We start from the raw sequence: 19511 nt of genomic DNA on the forward strand, positions 1-19511 counted from the left end.
CCCCCGCCGGCTCCGGGGCCGTCACCGGGGGCCCCCGGCGCCGGGGAGGGCGGTCCTGATCGACGTTCGCACAGCAGCGCTCCGTCCGTCCTGCGGTTGACATGTGGACCAGCTCACAGAGATCATGATCACACAGTAGCAGTGACTTCCACAATATGAGAACCAGATCGCGTTGTGGACCGACCCGAAGGACCTCCATGAGCTCAGCAGCGACGACCGCCGGGACCACTGCCCCGCCGCCCTCCGGCCGGACGCCCCGCAAGGCCGCGCTGGCCAGCTGGATCGGCAGCGCCCTCGAGTACTACGACTTCGCGGTCTACGGCACCGCCGCCGCCCTGGTGCTCAACCACCTCTTCTTCCCCGCCGAGACGTCCCCCGGCGTGGCCATGCTCTTCGCCATGGGCACCGTGGGCGTGGCGTACGTCGTCCGCCCGCTGGGGGCCCTCGTCATGGGTCCGCTGGCCGACCGGTTCGGCCGCAAGTTCGTGCTCATGCTGACCCTGTTCATGATCGGCGGGGCGACCTTCGCCGTCGGCTGCCTCCCGACCTACGACCAGGTGGGGATGCTGGCCCCGGTGCTGCTCGTGCTGTGCCGCGTGGTCCAGGGGCTGTCCGCCGCGGGCGAGCAGGCCAGCGCCATCTCCATGTCGCTCGAGCACTCCGACGAGGACCGCCGCGCGTACACCACCAGCTGGACCCTGCAGGGCACCCAGTTCGGGACCCTGCTCGCCACCGCCGTGTTCATCCCGTTCACCCTCCTGCCGGAGGAGGCGCTGTTCAGCTGGGGCTGGCGCGTGCCGTTCTGGCTCTCCGCCGTCGTCGTGGTGGTGGCCTACCTGATCCGCCGCCACCTGGAGGAGCCCCCGGCCTTCCGGGAGGCCCGCGCCGAGACCCCCGCCGAGCAGCCGGAGTCCCCGCTGCGCGTGCTCCTGCGGCACCACCGGGCCGCCGTGGTCCGGATCGCCGCTGCCGCCATGATCAACACCGTCAACGTGGTGTTCACGGTGTGGTCGCTCTCCTTCGCCACCTCCGTGGTCGGCCTCGAGCGCTCCACCATGCTGTGGGTCTCCGTGCTGGCCAACGCCGTCGCCCTGTTCGTGATCCCGGTCGTGGCCGTGCTCGCCGACCGCATCGGCCGCAAGCCCGTCTTCCTCGCGGGGGTCCTCGGCCCCGCCGTGCTGATGTACCCGTACCTCTCGGCGGTCCACGCCGGGAACTGGCCGCTCATCTTCGTGCTCGGCGCCGTCATGTCCGGGTGCTTCTACTCGATGGCCAACAGCATCTGGCCCTCGTTCTACGCCGAGATGCTGCCGCTGCGGGTCCGGGTCACCGGCCTGGCCCTGGGCACCCAGATCGGCTTCGCCGTCTCGGGCGGCTTCGCGCCCGTCCTCGCCTCCGCCGTGGCCGGTCCCGCCGGCGACAACTGGCTGGGCGTGGCCGTGTTCGTCACGGTCGCGTGCCTGATCTCCGGCGGCGCCGCGCTCACCGCGAAGGAGACGGCGCGGAAGTCCCTCGACGAGATCGACGCGCTGCACACCTCGCGCACCGAGGCCGCCGAGCTGCGCGCCCTCGAGGCCCGGGGCCGGGGCGCCGAGAACGAGGGCGCCGCGGAGGAGGGCGCCGCGGAGCCGGCCGCCGCCGGGGCGGCACGCTGATGCGCACCTCGATCGCCACGGTCTGCCTCTCGGGCACCCTCGAGGAGAAGATGCACGCCGCCGCGGCCGCCGGGTTCGACGGGATCGAGGTCTTCGAGCAGGACCTGGTCGTCTCCCCCTCCTCCCCCGAGCAGATCCGGGAGCTCGCCGGGCAGCTGGGCCTGAGCCTGGACCTCTACCAGCCCTTCCGGGACTTCGAGGCCGTGGGCCCCGAGCTGTTGGCCGCCAACCTGCGGCGCGCCGAAGCGAAGTTCCGGCTGATGAACCGGCTGGGCATCACCACCCTGCTCGTGTGCTCCAACGTGGCCACGGCCGAGATCGACGACGACGAGGTCATGGCGGGGCAGCTGCGCCGGCTCGGCGAGCTCGCCGCGCGCCACGGCGTGCGCCTGGCCTACGAGGCGCTGGCCTGGGGGAGGTTCGTCAACGACTTCGAGCGCGCCCAGCGGATCGTGGACCTCGCCGACCACCCGAGCGTGGGGACCTGCCTCGACAGCTTCCACATCCTCTCCCGCGCCTGGGACCCGGCCCCGATCGAGGACATCGCGGCGGAGAAGATCTTCTTCGTGCAGCTGGCCGACGCCCCGCTGCTGAGCCTGGACGTCCTGTCCTGGTCCCGCCACCACCGGGTGTTCCCCGGGGAGGGCGACTTCGACATGGTCGGCTTCATGTCCCACCTGGTCCGCGCCGGCTACGACGGCCCCGTGTCCCTGGAGATCTTCAACGACGCCTTCCGCCAGGCCGACGTCAACCGCACGGCGGTGGACGGGCTGCGCTCCCTGCGCTGGCTCGAGGACCAGACCCGGCGGGCCCTGGCCGGGGAGCGGACCCGGGACACGCTCGAGCTCCAGCCGCTGCCCGCGGTCGAGGAGCCGGCCGGCCACGACTTCGTGGAGATCCGCACCGGGCGGCTCGGCGAGACCACCCGGCTCCTGCACCAGCTCGGCTTCGCCCTGGGCGGGCACCACCAGTCCAAGGAGAACGTGCAGGTGTGGGTGCAGGGACCGGTGCGGGTCGTCGTCAACGACGCGGTCCCGGACGGCTCCCCCACCGAGGTCGCCGCGCTCGGCTTCGACGTCGCCGACCCGGACGCCGCCGTCGACCGGGCCGCCCGGCTCAAGGCCCTGCCCGTGCCCCGCTCCCAGCGCGACGACGAGCAGGTCCTGCGCGGGGTGTTCGCTCCGGACGGCACGGAGATCTTCTTCTGCGAGCGCACGGCGGACGGGGTCCCGGCCTGGCTGGGCGAGTTCGGCGCGGACGACGAGCTGGACACGGGGGCCCTGGTCACCGGGGTGGACCACGTCAACATGGCCCAGCCGTGGCAGCACTACGACGAGGCCGTGCTGTTCTACACCTCGGTGCTGGCGCTGGAGGCGCAGGCCGCCCAGGACGTCCCCGGCCCCTCGGGGCTGGTGCGCAGCCAGGTGATGCGCTCGGCCAACGGGGCGGTGCGGATGCCGCTCAACGTGGCCCCGGCCGCCGCGGAGCAGGGCTCCTTCGTGGGCGCGGCCTACCCCGAGCACGTGGCGCTGTCCTGCACGGACGTCTTCGCCGTGGCCCGGCGCGCCCGCCGGCGCGGGCTGCGGTTCCTGCCCGTGCCGCAGAACTACTACGAGGACCTCGACGCCCGCTTCGACCTCGACGCCGGGTTCCTGGCGTCCCTGCAGGAGCTGCACCTGCTCTACGACCGGGACGCCGAGGGCGAGTTCCTGCACTTCTACACGGAGACCCTGGGCACGGTGTTCTTCGAGGTGGTCGAGCGCCGCAACGGGTACTCCGGCTTCGGCGCGCCCAACGCCCCGGTCCGGCTCGCGGCGCAGTACCGGCGCTCGCAGGCGGCCCACCGGGCGCGCACGGAGGCCTGAGCACCCCGCCGCGGGGCGCGCGGGTCAGCGGAAGACGCGCGGGCCCGCGTGCGGGGCGAGGAGCTCCTGCTGCTCCGCCGAGATGCGCAGCACCGTCCCCGTGGCGGGCACGAAGAACGCCAGCTGGGTCTCGGCCCGCACGCACGCCCGGCGCGAGACCACGTCGGTGATCTCGAAGCCCAGCGTCAGCGCCCCGCCGCGGGCGGAGACGACCCACACCCGGACCTCCACCGGCGTGTTGCGGTACTCGAGGGGGCGGAGGTACCTGATCCGGTTCTCGGTGATCAGCGCCTGGGTGCCCTCCGGCAGCGCGGAGAAGAACGGGATCAGCGGGGGCTCCACCTGGTCGCCGGTGCCCACGGGCACGCCCAGGGCCGCGATCCGCGACTCCTCGAGCAGCCGCACGACCTCCACGTTGTTCACGTGCCCGTACGGGTCCATGTCGCCCCAGCGCATGGGCACCCGGCACAGCACCCCGGTCTCGTCCTCCACCGTCATGCGGTCCGTCCTCCTCGGTCCTCGACCTGCCGTGCGCACGGCACGTCCGCGCGGCACGCCCGCGCGCACCGCACCGGCGTGCTACATCGTAGGCCCGCACCGGCCCGCCCGGGCGGTCTCGGCCCGTCACACGGCGGCCGCGCCCAGCGGCGGGTGCGACAATGTCGGCTGATCCGGACTCCGTCCCCACGACCGGCGAGGAGCGGCCCCGATGCCCCGCAGTGCCCGCACCACCCGCCGCCCCGTCCACTGCTCTGCCCGGGCGACCTGGGTGCTCGTCCCGGTGCTCGCGCTGCTCCTGGTCTGGCTGGTCGCCGGCTGGACGGCGTTCCAGCACCCCCGGACCGACGTCCCGGCGCGCTCGGACGCCCTGCTCGTGCTGGGCCCGCCGGACCGGACCCGCATGGCCGAGGCGCTGCGGCTCATGGACGCCGGGGTGGCGCCCGTGCTGGTCGTGGCGAACCCCGGCACCGGCGACCTCGGCGACGCCTCGGGCCGGGTGTACTACACGCGGGCCGCGCAGACCTGCGCGGGGGGCGGCGAGCAGGACTACGAGGTGATCTGCTTCCGCCCCGACCCCTCGACCACCCAGGGCGAGGCCATGGAGCTGCGCGCACTCAGCGAGCAGCGAGGGTGGGAGCACGTCAGCGCCCTCACCTACCGTCAGCACGTCGCCCGCTCCCGCCTGCTGCTGGAACGCTGCTACGCCGGGGAGCTGGACGTGCTCTCCTTCGACTACCCGGCCGTGCCGCGGGGTCACCTGCGGGAGTTCGTCTACCAGTCCGGCGGCTTCGTGAAGGCCTGGCTCACCCCCGGCTGCGACCAGCAGCTGCCGTGGCGGCCCAAGTCCCTGGACTGAGCGGTCGGCCGGGACCGGTGGCCGTGCTCTGCGGCTCCCGCCTTCCCCCGCCGCGGCGCGAGGGGAAGACTGGGGTCATGACCGACCTGCAGTGCCCGGCCACGGCCGTCCTCCTCGACGACGCCGTCCCTCCCCCGCCGTGGACCGCGCGCCTGCGCGTGGCCGAGCAGTTCACGGCCCGCGGCGCCGAGGAGCTGGTCTCGCTCGTCGAGGACTCGGCCGACCTGTTCCGCGGCGAGACCTTCGTGGTCGCCGCCCCCGCGGGTGACATCGAGGCGGCGCTGCGGCGGCGGAGCGTGCGCGGCCGGGCACCCGTCGTCGTCGAGGTGGACTCCGCGGGGTGGCGGTCCGTGGCAGCCCCCTGACGCCCCGCTCCCCGACGAGGCCCGCTCAGGCAGAGCGCTCGAGCTCGTCGGCCACCCAGCCGTGCACGATGCCCGCGAAGGTGTGCGGGTCGGTGAGCACGCCCATGTGCGCGGTGTCCGTGACGATCCGCGTGACATGGCCCTCCTCCGGGTCGAGCGCGTCGATCGCGGGGTCGTCGTCCCCCTGGATGAGCAGCACCGGCAGCTCGGTGTGCTCGAGCAGCAGGGGTGTGCGGTCCGGCCGGTCCCGCATGGCCTCCAGGGCCCGGACCACGACGTCCTCCGGCCAGTCCCGGGCCTGCCGGAGCGCGGCCTCGACGTCCTCCTCGCGGGCGTCCTCCCGGAACGTCCGGGGCATCTGCCGGTCCGCGTAGGCGGCGACGCCGTGCTCCCGCACGGCGTCGAGCACCTCGCACACCCGGTCCGCGTACGCCTCCAGGTCGGCGGCTCCCTCCGGGAGGTCGCCGCCGCCGACGCCCGGCAGGTCCACCGTGAGCACGTCGTGGAAGGCCTCGAGCAGCGGCCGCGCCCGGTCCCACAGCCGCTGGGTGCACAGCAGGGTGGGCGCCCCCGAACCGGAGCGATCGGATCGGAGCACGGCGCTGTCCTTCCGTCGGCGGAGTCCTGGCCGTCAGCCTACGGACCCGGGGGATCCGGTGTCACCGGGCGCCCGTCGGGCAGTCCCGGCGCTGTGCTGTCCGGCCGGGACCCTAGTGTTTCCGCTGGTGAGGTCGCCCTGACCCCACCGCACCGAAAATCCGAGGAGGACATCACTCTCATGATGGGACCGAGCCATGCGGCCTGCGGGGCGGCCGCATGGGTGGCGCTGACCGCCGACTACCAGCTGCACCTCCAGGACCTCACCGTCCCGATCGGCTGGGGCGTCCTGGACGTCGGCGACGCCGGTGTGCTCACCGGGGCGCTCGTCACCGCCGGGGCGGCCCTGCTGCCGGACCTCGACCACCCGGACGGGACCGTGGCCCGGTCCCTGCGCCCGCTGTCCACCTGGCTGGCCCGCGGGATCTGCCGGCTCTCCGGCGGGCACCGGCGCGGCACCCACTCCGTGCTGGGCGTGGCGGTGTTCACCGGCCTGGCCGCCGCGGCGCAGAAGATCGGGATCCCGGTGGAGGGCCTCGGCTGGGTGTGGCCGCTCGCCGCGGTGATGTCCGTGCTCCTCATCGCCTTCGCGGTGCAGGTGCTCGCCTTCGTGCCGGACCGGGTCGCGAAGCTCAACTGGGTCGTGGGGATCGGGCTGGGCGTCCTGGTGGGGCTGCACCCGCCCGCCCACGAGTGGTGGTTCGCCGCGGCCGTGGCCACGGGGGTGGTCGCCCACCTGGCCGGGGACCTGGTGACCACGCGCGGGATCCACCTGCTCTACCCGCTGCGGATGCCGCTGCCCCTGCCCCGGTCGGTGTACAAGAACCGGTCCTTCCTCACGGTGCCGCTGATCGGCAACGCCGGCTCGGCCGCTGAGATCGCGCTGCTCGCCCCGATCACCCTCTTCGCCCTGACGGGCCTGTGGGGGGCCTTCGCCCTGACCACCGGGCTCGTGGTCGCCTGAGCCTCAGACCACCCGCCCGTCGGCGGCGTGCTCGCGCACCTGCTGCCCGCGCTCCTTCTTGATCAGCTCGAGCGTGCGGATGAGCCGCGGCATCGTGATGATGACGAGCCCGCCCACCATGTTCAGCGGGATGACCCACAGCATCCACACCAGCCACTCCGTGTAGGAGATGTCGGCGCCCGCGTGCATCGCCCCGAAGATCACCGCCGAGTTCAGTGCGCCGTGCAGCATGCCCAGCCCGACGACCAGCAGGCCGTCGATGAGCGCGATGGCGGTGTGCACCACCTCGTTGCTGGATCCCTGGCTCATCCGCGTCCCGAGCGTGATGGTGCTGCCGGCCAGCAGCGCCAGAGCGGCCGACTCCACGGTGAGGCCCCCCTCGAGGTACGTGGCCGCCGACTCCTCCAGGACGTCGTGGAACTGCGGGAACCCCGCCACGATCAACCAGGTGAACAGCCATCCGCCCAGGAGGTTGGTCAGCAGGGTCACCGTCCAGAAGCGCGCCAGCTGCCACCAGGTGCTGTGCCGGGAGACGACGGCGTAGATGGGCACCAGGAAGTTCTCCGTGAACAGCTCCGAGTGGGCGAGCTGGAGCGCGAGCAGCCCGAAGCCGAACGCCGCGCCGGCCAGCAGGTCCGATCCGGTGGCCTCCTTGACCGCCAGGTAGGCGAGGATGCCCACCCCCACGTCGATGCCCCCGAAGAGTCCGGTGATGGTCATCGCCCGCCACGTGCGGGTCAGGCGTTCCGCGCCCTCGGTGACCGTGTTCTCGAACTCCTCGACCAGCTCGTCCTCGAGCGGCTCGTCCGTCCTGCCCAGCTCCTTGCGCTTCTCCTCGAGATTCTCCCTGTCGGGTTCCATCCGTGCCCCCTGTGTGCCCTCGTCGACCCCTGACCGGGGTGCGGCAAGCCTACTGACAGCAGGCCGGAGACCACGATTGGCCAACGGGGGCGACTGTGGGTAGGATTGTCGTCGTTGCCCACAGCGGTCCGCCGCTGTGATCCACGAGCGCGAGTGGCGGAATAGGCAGACGCGCACGGTTCAGGTCCGTGTGCCCGAAAGGGCGTGGGGGTTCAACTCCCCCCTCGCGCACCACACAGGCGAAGCGGGACATCCGAGGGATGTCCCGCTTCGCCTTTTGTGATACCCCCGGACCGGTCGGCGCCTCCGGGCCCGGCGGCCGGGCTCAGCCGACCGGGATCACCCCGGCGTAGTCGGTCTGGTAGCCGGTGACCGGGGCGTGCGGGATCTCGTCCCAGCGCTCCGGGTCCTCCTGCTGGACCTCCCCGGTGGCCAGGCCGAGCAGCAGCTCCTTCACGGCGAGCACGTTCTGCCGCACGCTCTTGCCGCGGGCCTTCTGGCCGAGGCTGCCGTCCGAGGAGTTGCCCGAGGTCTCGAAGAACACCACCGGGTGGGAGTGCCCCTCGGGGTTGAGCCCGCCGTGGTCCAGGCCGAGCATCATCGCCGAGACGACACCGCCCTTGATGTCGATCTCGTAGCTGCCGCCCACCTGGTAGCGGTCGATGTTGATGGAGCCGTACTTCGAGAGCTCGTCGTAGACGTGCACGTTCATCTGCCGGGTGAGCCGGTCGTAGGCGCCGCCCTCGAGCCCCGGCAGGGTCGGTCCGCCGGGAGCGAGGGAGATGCCCAGGGACAGGGTGACGTCGTCGCCGGTCCCGTACTGCGTCTTGAGGCCCTGGTGGTGGATGTCCACGCCCCAGGCCGGGTCGACCGTCGTCCAGTACTCGTAGAAGGCGCGGGACTCGTCGGCCGCGAAGCCCTCGGCCGTCCAGTCGCGGTTGAGGTCGATGCGCTGCGGCGTCCCGCCCTCCGGCGCGCCGGAGACCTGGTCCCACAGGACGGTGTGCCGGATGTTGGCCTCGGCGCCGTCCGGGTTGTACATGGGGATGATGTGGAAGGTGAACCTCGAGCGCAGCAGCTCGTACTCGGACGAGCCGTTGGTGCCGAGCTCCTTGAGCAGGCTCAGCAGGGCGTCGGTGCCGTAGGGCTCGTTGCCGTGGATCCGGCCCTGGAGCCACACGTGCTCCGGCCCCGAGCCGACGGTCGCGACCCACAGGTCCCGGCCCTGCTCGGAGGTGCTCACCTCCATGCCGGCCTCGGCCAGGGTGAAGGCGTCGACACCGTGGCGGCTGGTCCGCTCCAGCTTCTGCAGCTCCCGCTCCACGTCGTCGGGGGTCAGGATGCTCGAGATGCTGGTCCTCCCCTCCGTGGCGGGGAAGTTCGCGTCCGCGGCGGCAGGTGCGGCCGCACCGAGGGGAAGGGCGACGGCGAGCGCGAGCGCCGCCGCGGTCCGGCGCCGGCGGCGCGGGCGGCCCGAGGAGCGTGCGGTCGCGGGGTCTCGGTGCTGAGGGATCATGTGCTGGTCCTCCTGGGGGATGGGGCTGCCGGTGCGGCCCGGGGCCGCGCCTGAGGGGGTGCTCGCGATGCTATTCGCGATGGCACACGTCCGTCACCGGCCGGCCCGCAACAGTGGAAGTACTGCTCGGTAGACCCGCGTCCGCCGGCGGAACGTCCACGGGCTCCGCGCGGGACGGCCCCCCGCGGAGCCCGGTGATCCGGACCACATCGGCCGCGGGGTGACGCCCGGCGTCGCGATCCCCTGCGCCGTAGCCATAGACTGGGCGACTGTGAAAGCACTGCTCCTGGAGAACGTCCACCCCGAGGCCGAACGCATCCTGTCCGAGAAGGGCATCGAGGTCGAGACCCGCAAGGGCGCCCTCGACACCGGAGAGCTCGTCGACGCCCTCGAGGGCGTCGAGCTGCTCGGCATCCGGTCGAAGACCCACGTGACCCGGGAGGTGTTCGAGGCCCACCCGCAGCTGCTGTCCGTGGGCGCCTTCTGCATCGGCACGAACCAGATCGACCTGGCGGCCGCCACCGAGCACGCCGTGACGTGCTTCAACGCCCCCTACTCCAACACCCGGTCCGTGGTGGAGCTCGCGATCGCCGAGATCATCTCGATGGCCCGGCACCTCACGGACAAGAACAAGGGCATGCACGAGGGCGTGTGGGACAAGTCCGCCGAGGGCGCCCACGAGGTCCGCGGCCGCACCCTCGGCATCGTGGGCTACGGCAACATCGGCTCCCAGCTGTCCGTGCTCGCCGAGACCCTCGGCATGCGGGTCTACTACTACGACGTGGTGGACCGCCTGCCCCTGGGCAACGCCCAGCGCTGCGACACGCTGGAGGAGCTGCTGGAACGGGTCGAGACCGTCTCGCTGCACGTGGACGGGCGCACCAGCAACAACAACCTCTTCGGCCGGGAGCAGTTCGAGCGGATGCGCCCCCGGTCCCTGTTCCTGAACCTGTGCCGCGGCATGGTGGTCGACTACAACGCGCTGCGCGACGCCCTGGTCAGCGGGCACATCGCCGGCGCCTCGGTGGACGTCTTCCCCAACGAGCCCAAGGTGGCCGGGGACCCGTTCACCTCGGTGCTGCAGGGCCTGCCCAACGTGATCCTCACCCCGCACATCGGCGGCTCCACGCAGGAGGCGCAGGTGGACATCGGGCGGTTCGTGGCCGGGAAGCTCTCGTCCTTCGCGACCTCGGGCTCCACGACCCTGTCGGTGAACATGCCGCAGGTCCAGCTGGACACCGCCGTCAACGGCACCCGCATCCTGCACCTGCACCGCAACGTCCCGGGCGTGCTGGCGACCGTCAACAGCGTGCTCGGCGACCACGGCATCAACATCGACCGTCAGCAGCTGTCCACCCGCGGGGACACCGGCTACCTCGTCACGGACGCCGGCAACGGCGTGACCCGGGAGGTCATCGAGCAGATCCTGGGGCTGCCCGAGACCATCCGCCTCAGCACCATCAACTGACGCACCGCCCGCCTCCGGCTCCTGACGGAGGCAGGTGGCACAATGACCGCATGAGCGGCGTCCTGGAGCAGCCTGCCGTCCACGGCAGGAGCACCTACGGAGCGGTGGTGCTCGCCCTCGCACCGGCGGGGGCCGCACCGGGCCCCGACGACACCGCCCGCGCCGGCGACGACGCCGCCCCGGTCCCGATACGCCCCGCCGGCGGAGTCCTGCACCCGCGCCACGAGGCGGGGGCCGCCGAGCTCTTCGCCCGCCTGCGCGCCGAGGGCGTGCTCACGGCCCTGGTCACCACCCACCCGGAGCTGGGCGCGGGACCGCCGGCGGACATCGTGGTCGCGGCCGATCCGCCGCGGGACGGCACCGCGGGGCGGGACGGGCCGGACCCGCACCCGCCGGCCGCCTCCCTGCTGCTCGCCTCCCGCCGGCTGGCGGTGGAGCCCGAGCACATCGTGGTGGTCAGCGACAGCGACCGCCTGGTGCGGACCGCCGTGACCCACGGCTTCGGGCTCGTCGTGGGGCTCGACGGCGCGGGCCGGCGGGGCCGGCTGCTCGCCGCCGGCGCCCACCTCGTGGTGGACGACCTCACGGACCTCGACATCCCGGTCGCCACCGCCCCGGGGGACTCCGACTGGGCCGGCGGCTGCGGCGGGGGCAGCCCGTGGAACCTGACCTACGCCGACCTCGACCCGCCGCGCGAGGGGATGCGGGAGTCGCTGTGCACCCTCGGCAACGGGTACATGGCCGTGCGCGGCGCCGCGAGCGAGTCCCGGGCCGACGGCACGCACTACCCCGGCACCTACCTCGCGGGCGTCTACAACCGGCTGCGCTCCGAGGCCGCCGGTCTCGTCCTGGAGCACGAGGACCTCGTGAACGCCCCCAACTGGCTGCTGGTGCAGTACCGCGTCCAGGACGGCTACTGGTTCGAGCCCACCCCGGACAACGTGCTGGAGCACCACCAGGACCTCGACCTGCGCACCGGGGTGCTGACCCGCACCCTGCGCTTCCGGGACGAGGCCGGGCGCACCACCCGCGTGACCACCCGCCGGTTCGTCTCCCAGGACCAGCGCCATCTGGCGGGGCAGGAGACGGTCTTCGAGGCCGAGGACTGGAGCGGGACCCTGACCGTGCGCAGCCTCGTGGACGCCGACGTCCGCAACCGCAACGTCGCGGAGCACGCCGCCCTGGCCGGCCGGCACCTGGCCGACGCCCGGCTCGAGGACCTGGGCCACGGGACCGCACGGGTCGAGGTGGCCACGTCCTGGTCCGGCGTCCGGATCGCCGTGGCCGCCCGCACCCGGGTGCTCCGCAGCGGCACGGAGGACCGGCTGCTCTCCCGGGTCCCGTCCCGGCCCGCGCCCGGCGTGGTGGGCCACGAGCTGCGGCTGCGGATGGACCCGGGGCGGGCCGTGCGGGTCGAGAAGGTCGTCGCCCTCGTGACCTCGCAGGACCGGGCGATCGCCACGCCCGCGCACGCCGCGTCCACGCTGCTGGAGCGGGCGGGCGGCTTCGACGAGCTGCTCTCCGCCCACGTGGTCGCGTGGCAGGCCCTGTGGTCCGCCTTCGCCGTGGCCACCGACGCCGGCGGCCAGCAGGGCCTGGCCGTGAACCTCAACACCTTCCACGTCCTGCAGTCGGTGGCGGCCGCGCACCCGGACCTGGACGCCGGCGTCCCGCCCCGCGGGCTGCACGGCGAGGGCTACCGCGGCCACGTGTTCTGGGACGAGATGTTCGTCTACCCCATGCTCACCCTCCGCCGGCCCGAGTGGACCCGGGCGCTGCTGGCCTACCGGTACCGGCGCCTGCCCGAGGCGCGGGCGGCGGCCCGCGCGGCCGGCCACGAGGGAGCCATGTTCCCGTGGCAGAGCGGCAGCGACGGCCGCGAGGAGACCCCGCGGGCGCTGTTCAACCCCCGCACCGGCCGGTGGATCCCGGACCACTCGCGGCTGCAGCGCCACGTGGGGCTGGCGGTCGCGCACAGCGTGTGGCAGTACTACCAGGCCACGGGCGACACCCGCTTCCTGATCGAGCAGGGCGCCGAGCTCGTGGTGGAGATCGCCCGGTTCTTCTCGAGCCTCGCGGTGCACGACCCCGAGGACGACCGGTACGTGATCACGGGGGTGATGGGCCCGGACGAGTTCCACGACGGCGCCCCGGGCGCGCCGGGCTCGGGGCTGCGCAACAACGCCTACACCAACGTCATGACGGCGTGGCTGCTCGCGCGGGCGGTCGAGATGGTCGAGCGTCTCGGCCAGGACTACGGCGGGCCCCTGTGGCGGCGCCTGGGCCTGCGGGAGGACGAGGTGGCCCGCTGGGAGCGGGTCCGCACCCGGCTGCGGGTGCCGTTCCTGGCCGGCGGCGTCCTCGCCCAGTTCGAGGGCTACGAGGAGCTGCCGGAGCTCGCCTGGGAGGACTACCGGACCCGCTACGGCTACATCGGGCGCCTCGACCTCATCCTCGACGCCGAGGGGCGCTCCACGAACGACTACCGGCTGGCCAAGCAGGCCGACGTCCTGATGCTGCTGTACCTGTTCTCCGCGGAGGAGCTGCGGGAGCTGCTGGGGCAGATGGGCTACGACTTCCCGGCGGAGGCGGTCCGGGCCACCGTCGCCTTCTACTGCGACCGCTCCTCGCACGGGTCCACGCTCTCCAACGTGGTGCACTCCTGGGTCGAGGCCCGCCGGGACCGCCCCAGCTCCTGGTCCTTCCTCACCCGGGCGCTCAACAGCGACCTCGTGGATGCCCAGGGGGACACGGTCCGCGAAGGGGTGCACCTGGGGGCCATGGCCGGCTCCGTGGACATCCTCACCCGCTGCTACACGGGCCTGGAGGTCCGGGACGACATGCTGTGGCTGCACCCGGCGATCCCCCCGCAGCTGCCCAAGGTGTCCTTCTCGATCAGCTACCGGGACCAGCCCATCCAGGTCGAGGTCACCCGCGCCGGGCTGCGGCTCTACCTCGCCCCCGGCCCCGCCGAGCCCGTGCGCGTGAACGTCGACGGCGAGGTCCACGAGCTCGCCGCCGGGCAGATCCGGCACTTCCCCGTGGCGGTGACCGATGCCTGAGCCGTGCACCGCCGGCCACGGGGCCGCGGTCCCCGTGGAGGACCCCACGAGTTCACCGGATGATCACCGGGGGTTCCCCCTCGGTGGCACCGTGGTCGGGCCGCCCGGTCCACCATGGGACGACGACGCCCCCGCACTCCCCCACCCTGGAGCAGTGATGTCCTCAGACACCGTCCTTCTCGACCGTTCCACGACCCCCGGCGTCGCCGATCCCGCGGTGCCGCTCATCGGTCCCGCCACGGGCCGCGCCCTGCACGTGATGAGCTACAACATCCGCTTCCACCACAGCGGCACGCACGCCGGGAACCCGGACCACTGGCCCGACCGCGCGCCCCGGCTGGCGCGGCTGCTGCAGCTCGAGCAGCCCACGCTGCTCGGGGTGCAGGAGGCCCTCCACCACCAGCTGCCGGCGGTGGAGCGGGCGCTGCCCGCCGGCTACCGGATGGTCGGCTACGGGCGCGCCGGGGGCAGCAAGGGCGAGTACTCCGCGATCTTCTACGACGCCCGGCGCCTGGAGCTGGTGGAGTGGGACCAGTTCTGGCTCTCCGGCACCCCGGAGCTCATCGGCTCCACCACCTGGGGCAACGACATCCCGCGCATCGTCACCTGGGGCCGCTTCCTGGACCGTGGCACCGGCACCGACCTCGTGCTCGTCAACACCCACTTCGACCACGACTCCGAGACCGCCCGGGACCGCAGCGCGGAGGCCCTGGTCGAGCTCGTGCACAGCTTCCACCCGCACACCCCCACCCTGGTCACCGGGGACTTCAACGCGGAGGCGGGGGACTCCGGGGCTTACGAGACGCTCGTGGGCTCCGGGGTGCTCGCCGACACCTGGACGGCCGCCGAGGAACGGCTCACCCCCGCGTGGGGCACCTTCCCGGACTACGGCGAGGCCGTGGAGGGCGAGGAGCGGATCGACTGGGTGCTGGCCGGCCCCGGCGTCCGGGTGCGCCGCGCCGCGATCAACACCGCCCGCTTCGCGGGGGGCCACCCCAGCGACCACGCCCCGGTGCAGGCGCTCGTCACCCTCGACCGGGACTGAGCGCTACTCCCCTGCGGGACCGAGGGCGAGCGGGCGCCACGGGCGGGCGCCGTCGGCCTCCGCCCCCATCGACCCCACGGTCCGCGCGGTGCGCGCCAGGGACGCCGCGTCCTCCTCGCGGGAGCGGCAGACGTCCTCGGCCGGCAGCGCGCACCACCGGATCGGGTCCAGGGTGAGGATGTGCGGGGTCCACACCGGGTCCCCGGCCACCCACTCCCCGTCCTCGCGCGCGAAGGACATGCTGACCGTCAGGCCCTCGTTGTTGACCGGCACCCGGGTGGCGTGCTCCGAGACGCTGTTGCCCAGGCCGTGCACGATCCAGGTGTCCCCGCGCTTCTCGATCGGCAGCACCGAGTGCGTGTGGTGGCCGTAGACGAAGTCGAACTCCCCGCTGTCGGCGAGCGCGTGCGTGACCTCGAACTGCTGCCGGTCGGGCGCCGAGGAGTACTCCTCGCCGGCGTGCACCGCGGCCAGCACGATCTCCGCCCCCGCCGCCCGGGCCGCGCGCGCCTTGCGGACCATCTCGGGGACGTCCAGCAGGTCCACGCGCCACGCGGCGTCCGGGACGTTGCCGTTGAGCCCGTAGGTGCCGGTCACCAGGCCCACCCGCACGCCGTCCGCGTCCAGGACCAGCGGCTCCCGCGCGTCCTCGGCGGCGCGGTACGTGCCGGTGGTCGCGATCCCGGCGTCGGCCAGGACGTCGAGGGTCCGTTCGAGGCCCTCCGGGCCGGCGTCCACCGCATGGTTCGAGGCCGTGGTGCACGCGTCGTAGCCGAGGTCCGCCAGCGCCGGGACGATCTGCGGCGGCACCTCGAACGAGGGGTACCCGGAGAAGGGGCCCTCGGCCGCGGCGAGCGGGGTCTCCATGTTGCAGACGGCGAGGCCGGCGTCCTCCGTGAACGGGCGCAGGCCCTCCACGAGCGGGCCGAAGTCCAGCTCCCCGTCCCCGTCCGCCTCGGCCTGCGCCCACAGCCCCGGGTGGAGCAGGACGTCGCCGGTGACCACGACCTCCAGCCGGTCCGGGGCCGCCTCCGGCGTCGCGGGGGCCGACGACGCCGCCCCGGTCCCGTCCGGAGCGCTCGCCGGCGGCCCGGCCGGCTCCGGGGAGCAGCCGGCGAGGACCGTCGCCCCCGCCAGGAGGACCGCGGTCAGGCCCGCCGCGGGGCCGTAGCGCACCGGCGGGAGGACACGACGAGAACTCATGGACCGAGGGTAGGCCACCCCGGCGGGGGCCGCCCACCCGAGGGAGGTCAGGACAGGACCGTCGACCAGAGCCCCTCGTCCTCGGGACGGTGCGGGACCTCGGTGCTGGGCACCACCTCGGCCGGCGCCGGGTGGGCCCTGCCCTTCAGCGCGAGCATCTCCTCCAGGTCCTCCAGCGGGGTGGGCGAGTTGTCGGCCCGCAGGTCGACGTCGAGCAGCACGGGGTACTGGAAGCCCGCGAGCGTGTCGGCCACGAGCACCGCGGCGCTCTGCTGCCCCCGGCTGTCCCCACCCGCGTCCCGGCCCGCGCGCAGGCAGGCCAGGAGCGCGCCGGCCATCTCGGTGCTGGTCGGCCCGGACCCCGTGAGCGCCTCGTCCATCGCGGCGCGCATCGACTCGACGACCTCCGGGCCGGTCAGGTAGTTGCCGATCACCACGAAGTCGGCCCCGGCCACGCCCCCCGCCCAGGGCGTGCACAGGCTGCCGGTGAGGTGGGCGCCGGGCCCCGCCACGGGCAGGACGGCCACCTGGCGCAGCGCCAGGTCCGGGTCGGCGTCGGTCAGGGCCGCGATCGCCTCCTCGGCCGTGCCCCCGTGGTGCAGGGTGCGGAGCATCTCGAAGCGCAGCCGCCGGTTGGTCCACGCCTGGGAGGCGACCACCCCGGCGGTGGGCACGAGGGCCGGCACGGCGTTGCCCACGGCGAGCGAGCAGCTCGCCGTGGCGGCGCCGAGCAGGCGGGAGTCCGCGCTCCGGGCGATCACGGTGTAGGTCACGAGCACCTCCTGGCCGGCACGTCCGTGCCGGCCGGTTCGTTGTCGATGGATGCCCCGCGCGGACCGGGGCGGGACGTCCTCCACCCCGGCACGCCGGGCCCGCGGTGCTGGTGGCGGGCCGTCCCGGGTGCACAGGGTGGGACGACACCCACGACCGGGTGCGCACCGGCAGGGCGGCCGCACGGAGCACCTGCCGGGTGCTCCCGGGCGGACGGCTCATTCCTACCACCGGGAGGCGGCGGATGGCACGCGGAGCACGGATCGCCGCCCTGGGGAGCGCCGCGTGCCGGGCACGGCGGTCCCGGCCTCAGGAGGCGGGGCCGCCGTCGTGCTCGAGCTCGGCCCGCACCGGGAAGTGGTCCGAGGCCCACACCCCGCGCGGACGCTCGGCCAGGACCCGGGCGTCGAGCACGCGGACCGGGCCGCCGTACAGGATCCAGTCCAGGCGCGGCGTCCTGGCCCCGGGCTCCCGGTAGCGGGGGAAGGTCCCCGCGGCGTCCGGGGGCAGGGTGTCCCGCAGCCCGCCGGCGAGCGCGGCGTCCCAGGTGCGGGAGCGGCCGGCAGCCGCGTTCATGTCCCCGAGGAGCACCAGGGGGCCGTCCCACCCGAGGAGGAGGCCCTGGAGCGCGGCCAGCTGGCGCAGCCGCGCCCGCTCCGGCCACGGGTCGAGGTGGGTGGCGCCCACCCGCCAGGCCACTCCCGTGCGCCGGTCCGTGAGGTCGGCCAGCACCAGGGTGCGGGGGAAGAGGTCCCCCGGCACCTTCGACCCCGGGACCTCCGGCAGCGCGGACAGCCACCGCTGCTGCCAGCGCTCGATCCGGAAGCGGGCGGTGTCCACGGCCAGCAGGCACCGCTCGCCGCCGCCGTCGGCGTCCCGGCCCCCGCCCAGGAGGACGTGGTCCGGCCCCAGGGCCTGCCGGACGTGGTGCAGCTGCTCCGGGAGGACCTCCTGGAGGGCGACCAGCTCCGGCCGGTGGGCCCGGAGCACGGCCTGCACGGCGGGGGCCCGGGTGAACCACGCGTCCGGCGCCATCCGGCCGTACTTCGGCAGGGGACGCCGGACGTTGAAGGTCATGGCCGTGAACGCGCCCCGGCCCCGCGGACCACGGGGGTCGGCGGGGCCGGGGCGGGCGTGGGCTGCCACGGTCGCGGGGCGGACTACTGGGCGGCGGACTCCGCCGCGCCCTGCTCCGTGCGGGCGCCGCCGTGCTGGAGGTCGCCGCCGCTGTTCTCGAGGTGGGCGCGCATGAACCACTGGAAGAGCTCGAGCTCCTTGACGTGGCCGATGAGCATGTCCTCCGTGACGGGGTCGAGCTCGCCGACCTTCTGGATCGCGTCGCGGTGGTCCTCGATCACGCCGTTGTAGACGATGTCGAGGGCGGCGAGGTGCTCCACGCCGGTGGCGCGGTGGACCGAGTAGTCGTCCCAGGTGCGGGCCTGGACGAGATCGCTCGGCAGCCCGGAGGGGCCCACGCCCAGGGTGGCCATGCGCTCGGCGAGCTCGTCGACGAAGCCGCGCACGAGCTCGATCTGCGGGTCCAGCATCTCGTGGACCGAGATGAAGTTGGGGCCCACCACGTTCCAGTGGGCGTGCTTGAGCGTGAGCTGGAGGTCGTTGAGGGCGTGCAGGCGCTGCTGGAGCGTCTGGGCGACCTCGTGACCGTTCTCGGTGGACAGGCCGGGCACGGTGTAGGGGGCGGTGCGCTGGTTCGAGGTGGCCATGAGTTCGTCTCCGTGTTTCCGGCCGCCGCGGGGCGGCGGCCTGGCTCGACAACTGCGGGCGGCCCGCGGGACGGGCCTCTGCCCCCACTATGGCACGCCTCCCACCCACTGTCAGCACCCTGTCCATTCGCTTCGCTGTCCGCGATATCCAGGGGATGCGCGCCCGCCGCAGGACGCCTGATCGGGGCCTTGCCAGGACGCGGAGCCACTGATTGGCTGGGGCCCATGGACACGACTCCCGCCTCCGGCGACCAGCTCCCCGACGACCCGCACCTGGCCGACGACGTCGGCGTCCCCGACACCCCGGCGCGCGACCTCGAGACGGCCCCGGACCCCCTGGGCCAGACCAACGCCGGCCAGCGCGTGCCGAGCGCGGGGGACGCCGCGGACCCCGCCGACCCGGACTTCGGCGCGGGGGCAGGCGGCCCCGGCCCCACGGCCGGGGACTGACCCGGCGCGCCGCCGCTGCCCTGGGTCCCATGAGCACCCGCAGCACCAGCACCGCCGGGATCGCGCGGGCCACCGGCGTCCCGTGGGAGACCTGGACGGCCCGGCTCGACGAGCTCGGCGCCCGGACGATGGGCCACGCCGAGCTCGCCCGCCGAGTGGCCGAGCAGCTCGAGGGCGCCGTCGACAACCACGAGTGGTGGGCGCAGGCCGTCGCGGTGGCCTACGAGCAGCACACGGGCGCCCGCCGGCCCGGTCAGGCCGGGGACGGCACCTTCGGGGCGAGCGCGAGCCGCACCGTGACCGGCACCCCGGAGGAGGCGCTCGCCCGGTGGAGCGCGCTCATGGCCGGCCGCACGGAGGTCGGCGGCGTCCCGTTCCAGCAGCCGCCCACCACCGCCGCCACCGCGAAGTGGCGCTACTGGCGGGCTCGCCTCGCCGACGGGTCCAGGGTCTCCGCGAACATCGGCGCCAAGGCCGGTGGCCGCGCCACGGTGGCCCTCGCGCACACCGGCCTGGCCTCCGCGGAGGACGTCGTGCGGTGGCGCGCGGCCTGGAAGGACCTGCTGGCCGCGCTCTGAGCCCGTGCCGCGCTTGTGAGGCGGCTCACT

At 74.0% G+C, this 19511-nt stretch carries 18 protein-coding genes and 1 tRNA gene; 11 read left to right on the forward strand and 8 right to left on the reverse strand.

Features of this window, described 5'->3' with window-relative positions; all coding sequences use genetic code 11:
- The first annotated feature begins 197 nt into the window (after nucleotides 1-197).
- Both H488_RS30830 and H488_RS30835 read left to right on the forward strand, forming a co-directional pair.
- Nucleotides 198-1655, forward strand: coding sequence for an MFS transporter (locus tag H488_RS30830; protein ID WP_017834066.1), 1458 nt, complete (start codon nucleotides 198-200; stop codon nucleotides 1653-1655).
- Nucleotides 1655-3520 carry a bifunctional sugar phosphate isomerase/epimerase/4-hydroxyphenylpyruvate dioxygenase family protein gene (locus H488_RS30835; RefSeq protein ID WP_017834067.1) on the forward strand — a complete coding sequence of 622 codons (1866 nt, stop codon included), beginning with the start codon at nucleotides 1655-1657 and terminating at the stop codon, nucleotides 3518-3520. Before H488_RS30830 ends, H488_RS30835 begins: the two co-directional genes overlap by 1 nt.
- Before the next feature lie 24 nt (nucleotides 3521-3544).
- Here H488_RS30835 and H488_RS30840 read toward each other — a convergent pair whose 3' ends face one another.
- Nucleotides 3545-4018 carry an acyl-CoA thioesterase gene (locus tag H488_RS30840; RefSeq protein ID WP_017834068.1) on the reverse strand — a complete coding sequence of 158 codons (474 nt, stop codon included), beginning with the start codon at nucleotides 4016-4018 and terminating at the stop codon, nucleotides 3545-3547.
- A 211-nt stretch (nucleotides 4019-4229) separates the two neighbouring features.
- Here H488_RS30840 and H488_RS30845 point away from each other — a divergent pair, with 211 nt between their 5' ends.
- Nucleotides 4230-4877, forward strand: coding sequence for a hypothetical protein (locus tag H488_RS30845; RefSeq protein ID WP_017834069.1), 648 nt, complete (start codon nucleotides 4230-4232; stop codon nucleotides 4875-4877).
- Nucleotides 4878-4954: 77 nt separating this feature from the next.
- Nucleotides 4955-5242, forward strand: a complete 288-nt coding sequence (locus tag H488_RS30850; protein WP_017834070.1) for a hypothetical protein — start codon at nucleotides 4955-4957, stop codon at nucleotides 5240-5242.
- Between the two features lie 25 nt (nucleotides 5243-5267).
- Here H488_RS30850 and H488_RS30855 read toward each other — a convergent pair whose 3' ends face one another.
- Complete coding sequence (locus H488_RS30855; RefSeq protein ID WP_017834071.1) at nucleotides 5268-5840, reverse strand: alpha/beta fold hydrolase; 573 nt, start codon at nucleotides 5838-5840, stop codon at nucleotides 5268-5270.
- Between the two features lie 180 nt (nucleotides 5841-6020).
- Between H488_RS30855 and H488_RS30860 the strand changes: the two genes are divergently transcribed.
- Complete coding sequence (locus H488_RS30860; RefSeq protein ID WP_017834072.1) at nucleotides 6021-6803, forward strand: metal-dependent hydrolase; 783 nt, start codon at nucleotides 6021-6023, stop codon at nucleotides 6801-6803.
- Between the two features lie 3 nt (nucleotides 6804-6806).
- Here the strand turns inward: H488_RS30860 and H488_RS30865 are convergent, their stop codons facing one another.
- Nucleotides 6807-7664 (reverse strand): formate/nitrite transporter family protein, encoded by an 858-nt coding sequence (locus tag H488_RS30865; protein WP_017834073.1) that lies wholly within the window; start codon nucleotides 7662-7664, stop codon nucleotides 6807-6809.
- 147 nt (nucleotides 7665-7811) lie between these two features.
- Between H488_RS30865 and H488_RS30870 the strand changes: the two genes are divergently transcribed.
- Nucleotides 7812-7898 (forward strand) — tRNA-Leu (locus H488_RS30870).
- A 91-nt stretch (nucleotides 7899-7989) separates the two neighbouring features.
- Here the strand turns inward: H488_RS30870 and H488_RS30875 are convergent.
- Nucleotides 7990-9180, reverse strand: coding sequence for a M14 family zinc carboxypeptidase (locus H488_RS30875; protein ID WP_017834074.1), 1191 nt, complete (start codon nucleotides 9178-9180; stop codon nucleotides 7990-7992).
- Nucleotides 9181-9451: 271 nt separating this feature from the next.
- Between H488_RS30875 and serA the strand changes: the two genes are divergently transcribed.
- The 3 genes from serA to H488_RS30890 all read left to right on the forward strand — a co-directional run bounded on the left by serA (nucleotide 9452) and on the right by H488_RS30890 (nucleotide 14755).
- Nucleotides 9452-10648 carry a phosphoglycerate dehydrogenase gene (gene serA / locus H488_RS30880; protein ID WP_017834075.1) on the forward strand — a complete coding sequence of 399 codons (1197 nt, stop codon included), beginning with the start codon at nucleotides 9452-9454 and terminating at the stop codon, nucleotides 10646-10648.
- Between the two features lie 50 nt (nucleotides 10649-10698).
- Nucleotides 10699-13710 (forward strand): glycosyl hydrolase family 65 protein, encoded by a 3012-nt coding sequence (locus tag H488_RS30885; RefSeq protein ID WP_017834076.1) that lies wholly within the window; start codon nucleotides 10699-10701, stop codon nucleotides 13708-13710.
- A 157-nt stretch (nucleotides 13711-13867) separates the two neighbouring features.
- Complete coding sequence (locus tag H488_RS30890) at nucleotides 13868-14755, forward strand: endonuclease/exonuclease/phosphatase family protein (RefSeq protein ID WP_017834077.1); 888 nt, start codon at nucleotides 13868-13870, stop codon at nucleotides 14753-14755.
- A gap of 3 nt (nucleotides 14756-14758) precedes the next feature.
- Here H488_RS30890 and H488_RS30895 read toward each other — a convergent pair whose 3' ends face one another.
- The 4 genes from H488_RS30895 to H488_RS30910 form a co-directional block, all read right to left on the reverse strand.
- On the reverse strand, nucleotides 14759-15958 hold the full coding sequence (locus tag H488_RS30895; RefSeq protein WP_109222277.1) for a CapA family protein: 1200 nt from the start codon (nucleotides 15956-15958) through the stop codon (nucleotides 14759-14761).
- Nucleotides 15959-16005: 47 nt separating this feature from the next.
- Nucleotides 16006-16731, reverse strand: a complete 726-nt coding sequence (locus H488_RS30900) for a DUF1028 domain-containing protein (protein ID WP_017834079.1) — start codon at nucleotides 16729-16731, stop codon at nucleotides 16006-16008.
- Between the two features lie 307 nt (nucleotides 16732-17038).
- The gene (locus tag H488_RS30905; protein ID WP_043739247.1) at nucleotides 17039-17806 is read right to left on the reverse strand and encodes an endonuclease/exonuclease/phosphatase family protein; all 768 of its coding nucleotides are present in this window, start codon (nucleotides 17804-17806) and stop codon (nucleotides 17039-17041) included.
- Between the two features lie 83 nt (nucleotides 17807-17889).
- Complete coding sequence (locus H488_RS30910; protein WP_017834081.1) at nucleotides 17890-18453, reverse strand: Dps family protein; 564 nt, start codon at nucleotides 18451-18453, stop codon at nucleotides 17890-17892.
- 225 nt (nucleotides 18454-18678) lie between these two features.
- Between H488_RS30910 and H488_RS30915 the strand changes: the two genes are divergently transcribed.
- Together H488_RS30915 and H488_RS30920 are read left to right on the forward strand one after the other, a co-directional pair.
- The gene (locus H488_RS30915) at nucleotides 18679-18903 is read left to right on the forward strand and encodes a hypothetical protein (RefSeq protein WP_017834082.1); all 225 of its coding nucleotides are present in this window, start codon (nucleotides 18679-18681) and stop codon (nucleotides 18901-18903) included.
- A gap of 29 nt (nucleotides 18904-18932) precedes the next feature.
- On the forward strand, nucleotides 18933-19481 hold the full coding sequence (locus H488_RS30920; protein ID WP_017834083.1) for a hypothetical protein: 549 nt from the start codon (nucleotides 18933-18935) through the stop codon (nucleotides 19479-19481).
- Nucleotides 19482-19511: the final 30 nt, after the last annotated feature.

Origin of the sequence: Kocuria sp. UCD-OTCP (assembly GCF_000349605.1) — a bacterium.
GTDB lineage: Bacteria > Actinomycetota > Actinomycetes > Actinomycetales > Micrococcaceae > Kocuria > Kocuria rosea.

Coding starts and splice junctions, on each gene's coding strand:
- H488_RS30830 (WP_017834066.1), top strand. CDS start 198: ATGAGCTCAGCAGCGACGACCGCCGGGACCACTGCCCCGCCGCCCTCC.
- H488_RS30835 (WP_017834067.1), top strand. CDS start 1,655: ATGCGCACCTCGATCGCCACGGTCTGCCTCTCGGGCACCCTCGAGGAG.
- H488_RS30840 (WP_017834068.1), bottom strand. CDS start 4,018: ATGACGGTGGAGGACGAGACCGGGGTGCTGTGCCGGGTGCCCATGCGC.
- H488_RS30845 (WP_017834069.1), top strand. CDS start 4,230: ATGCCCCGCAGTGCCCGCACCACCCGCCGCCCCGTCCACTGCTCTGCC.
- H488_RS30850 (WP_017834070.1), top strand. CDS start 4,955: ATGACCGACCTGCAGTGCCCGGCCACGGCCGTCCTCCTCGACGACGCC.
- H488_RS30860 (WP_017834072.1), top strand. CDS start 6,021: ATGATGGGACCGAGCCATGCGGCCTGCGGGGCGGCCGCATGGGTGGCG.
- H488_RS30865 (WP_017834073.1), bottom strand. CDS start 7,664: ATGGAACCCGACAGGGAGAATCTCGAGGAGAAGCGCAAGGAGCTGGGC.
- H488_RS30875 (WP_017834074.1), bottom strand. CDS start 9,180: ATGATCCCTCAGCACCGAGACCCCGCGACCGCACGCTCCTCGGGCCGC.
- H488_RS30885 (WP_017834076.1), top strand. CDS start 10,699: ATGAGCGGCGTCCTGGAGCAGCCTGCCGTCCACGGCAGGAGCACCTAC.
- H488_RS30890 (WP_017834077.1), top strand. CDS start 13,868: ATGTCCTCAGACACCGTCCTTCTCGACCGTTCCACGACCCCCGGCGTC.
- H488_RS30895 (WP_109222277.1), bottom strand. CDS start 15,958: ATGAGTTCTCGTCGTGTCCTCCCGCCGGTGCGCTACGGCCCCGCGGCG.
- H488_RS30905 (WP_043739247.1), bottom strand. CDS start 17,806: ATGACCTTCAACGTCCGGCGTCCCCTGCCGAAGTACGGCCGGATGGCG.
- H488_RS30910 (WP_017834081.1), bottom strand. CDS start 18,453: ATGGCCACCTCGAACCAGCGCACCGCCCCCTACACCGTGCCCGGCCTG.
- H488_RS30915 (WP_017834082.1), top strand. CDS start 18,679: ATGGACACGACTCCCGCCTCCGGCGACCAGCTCCCCGACGACCCGCAC.
- H488_RS30920 (WP_017834083.1), top strand. CDS start 18,933: ATGAGCACCCGCAGCACCAGCACCGCCGGGATCGCGCGGGCCACCGGC.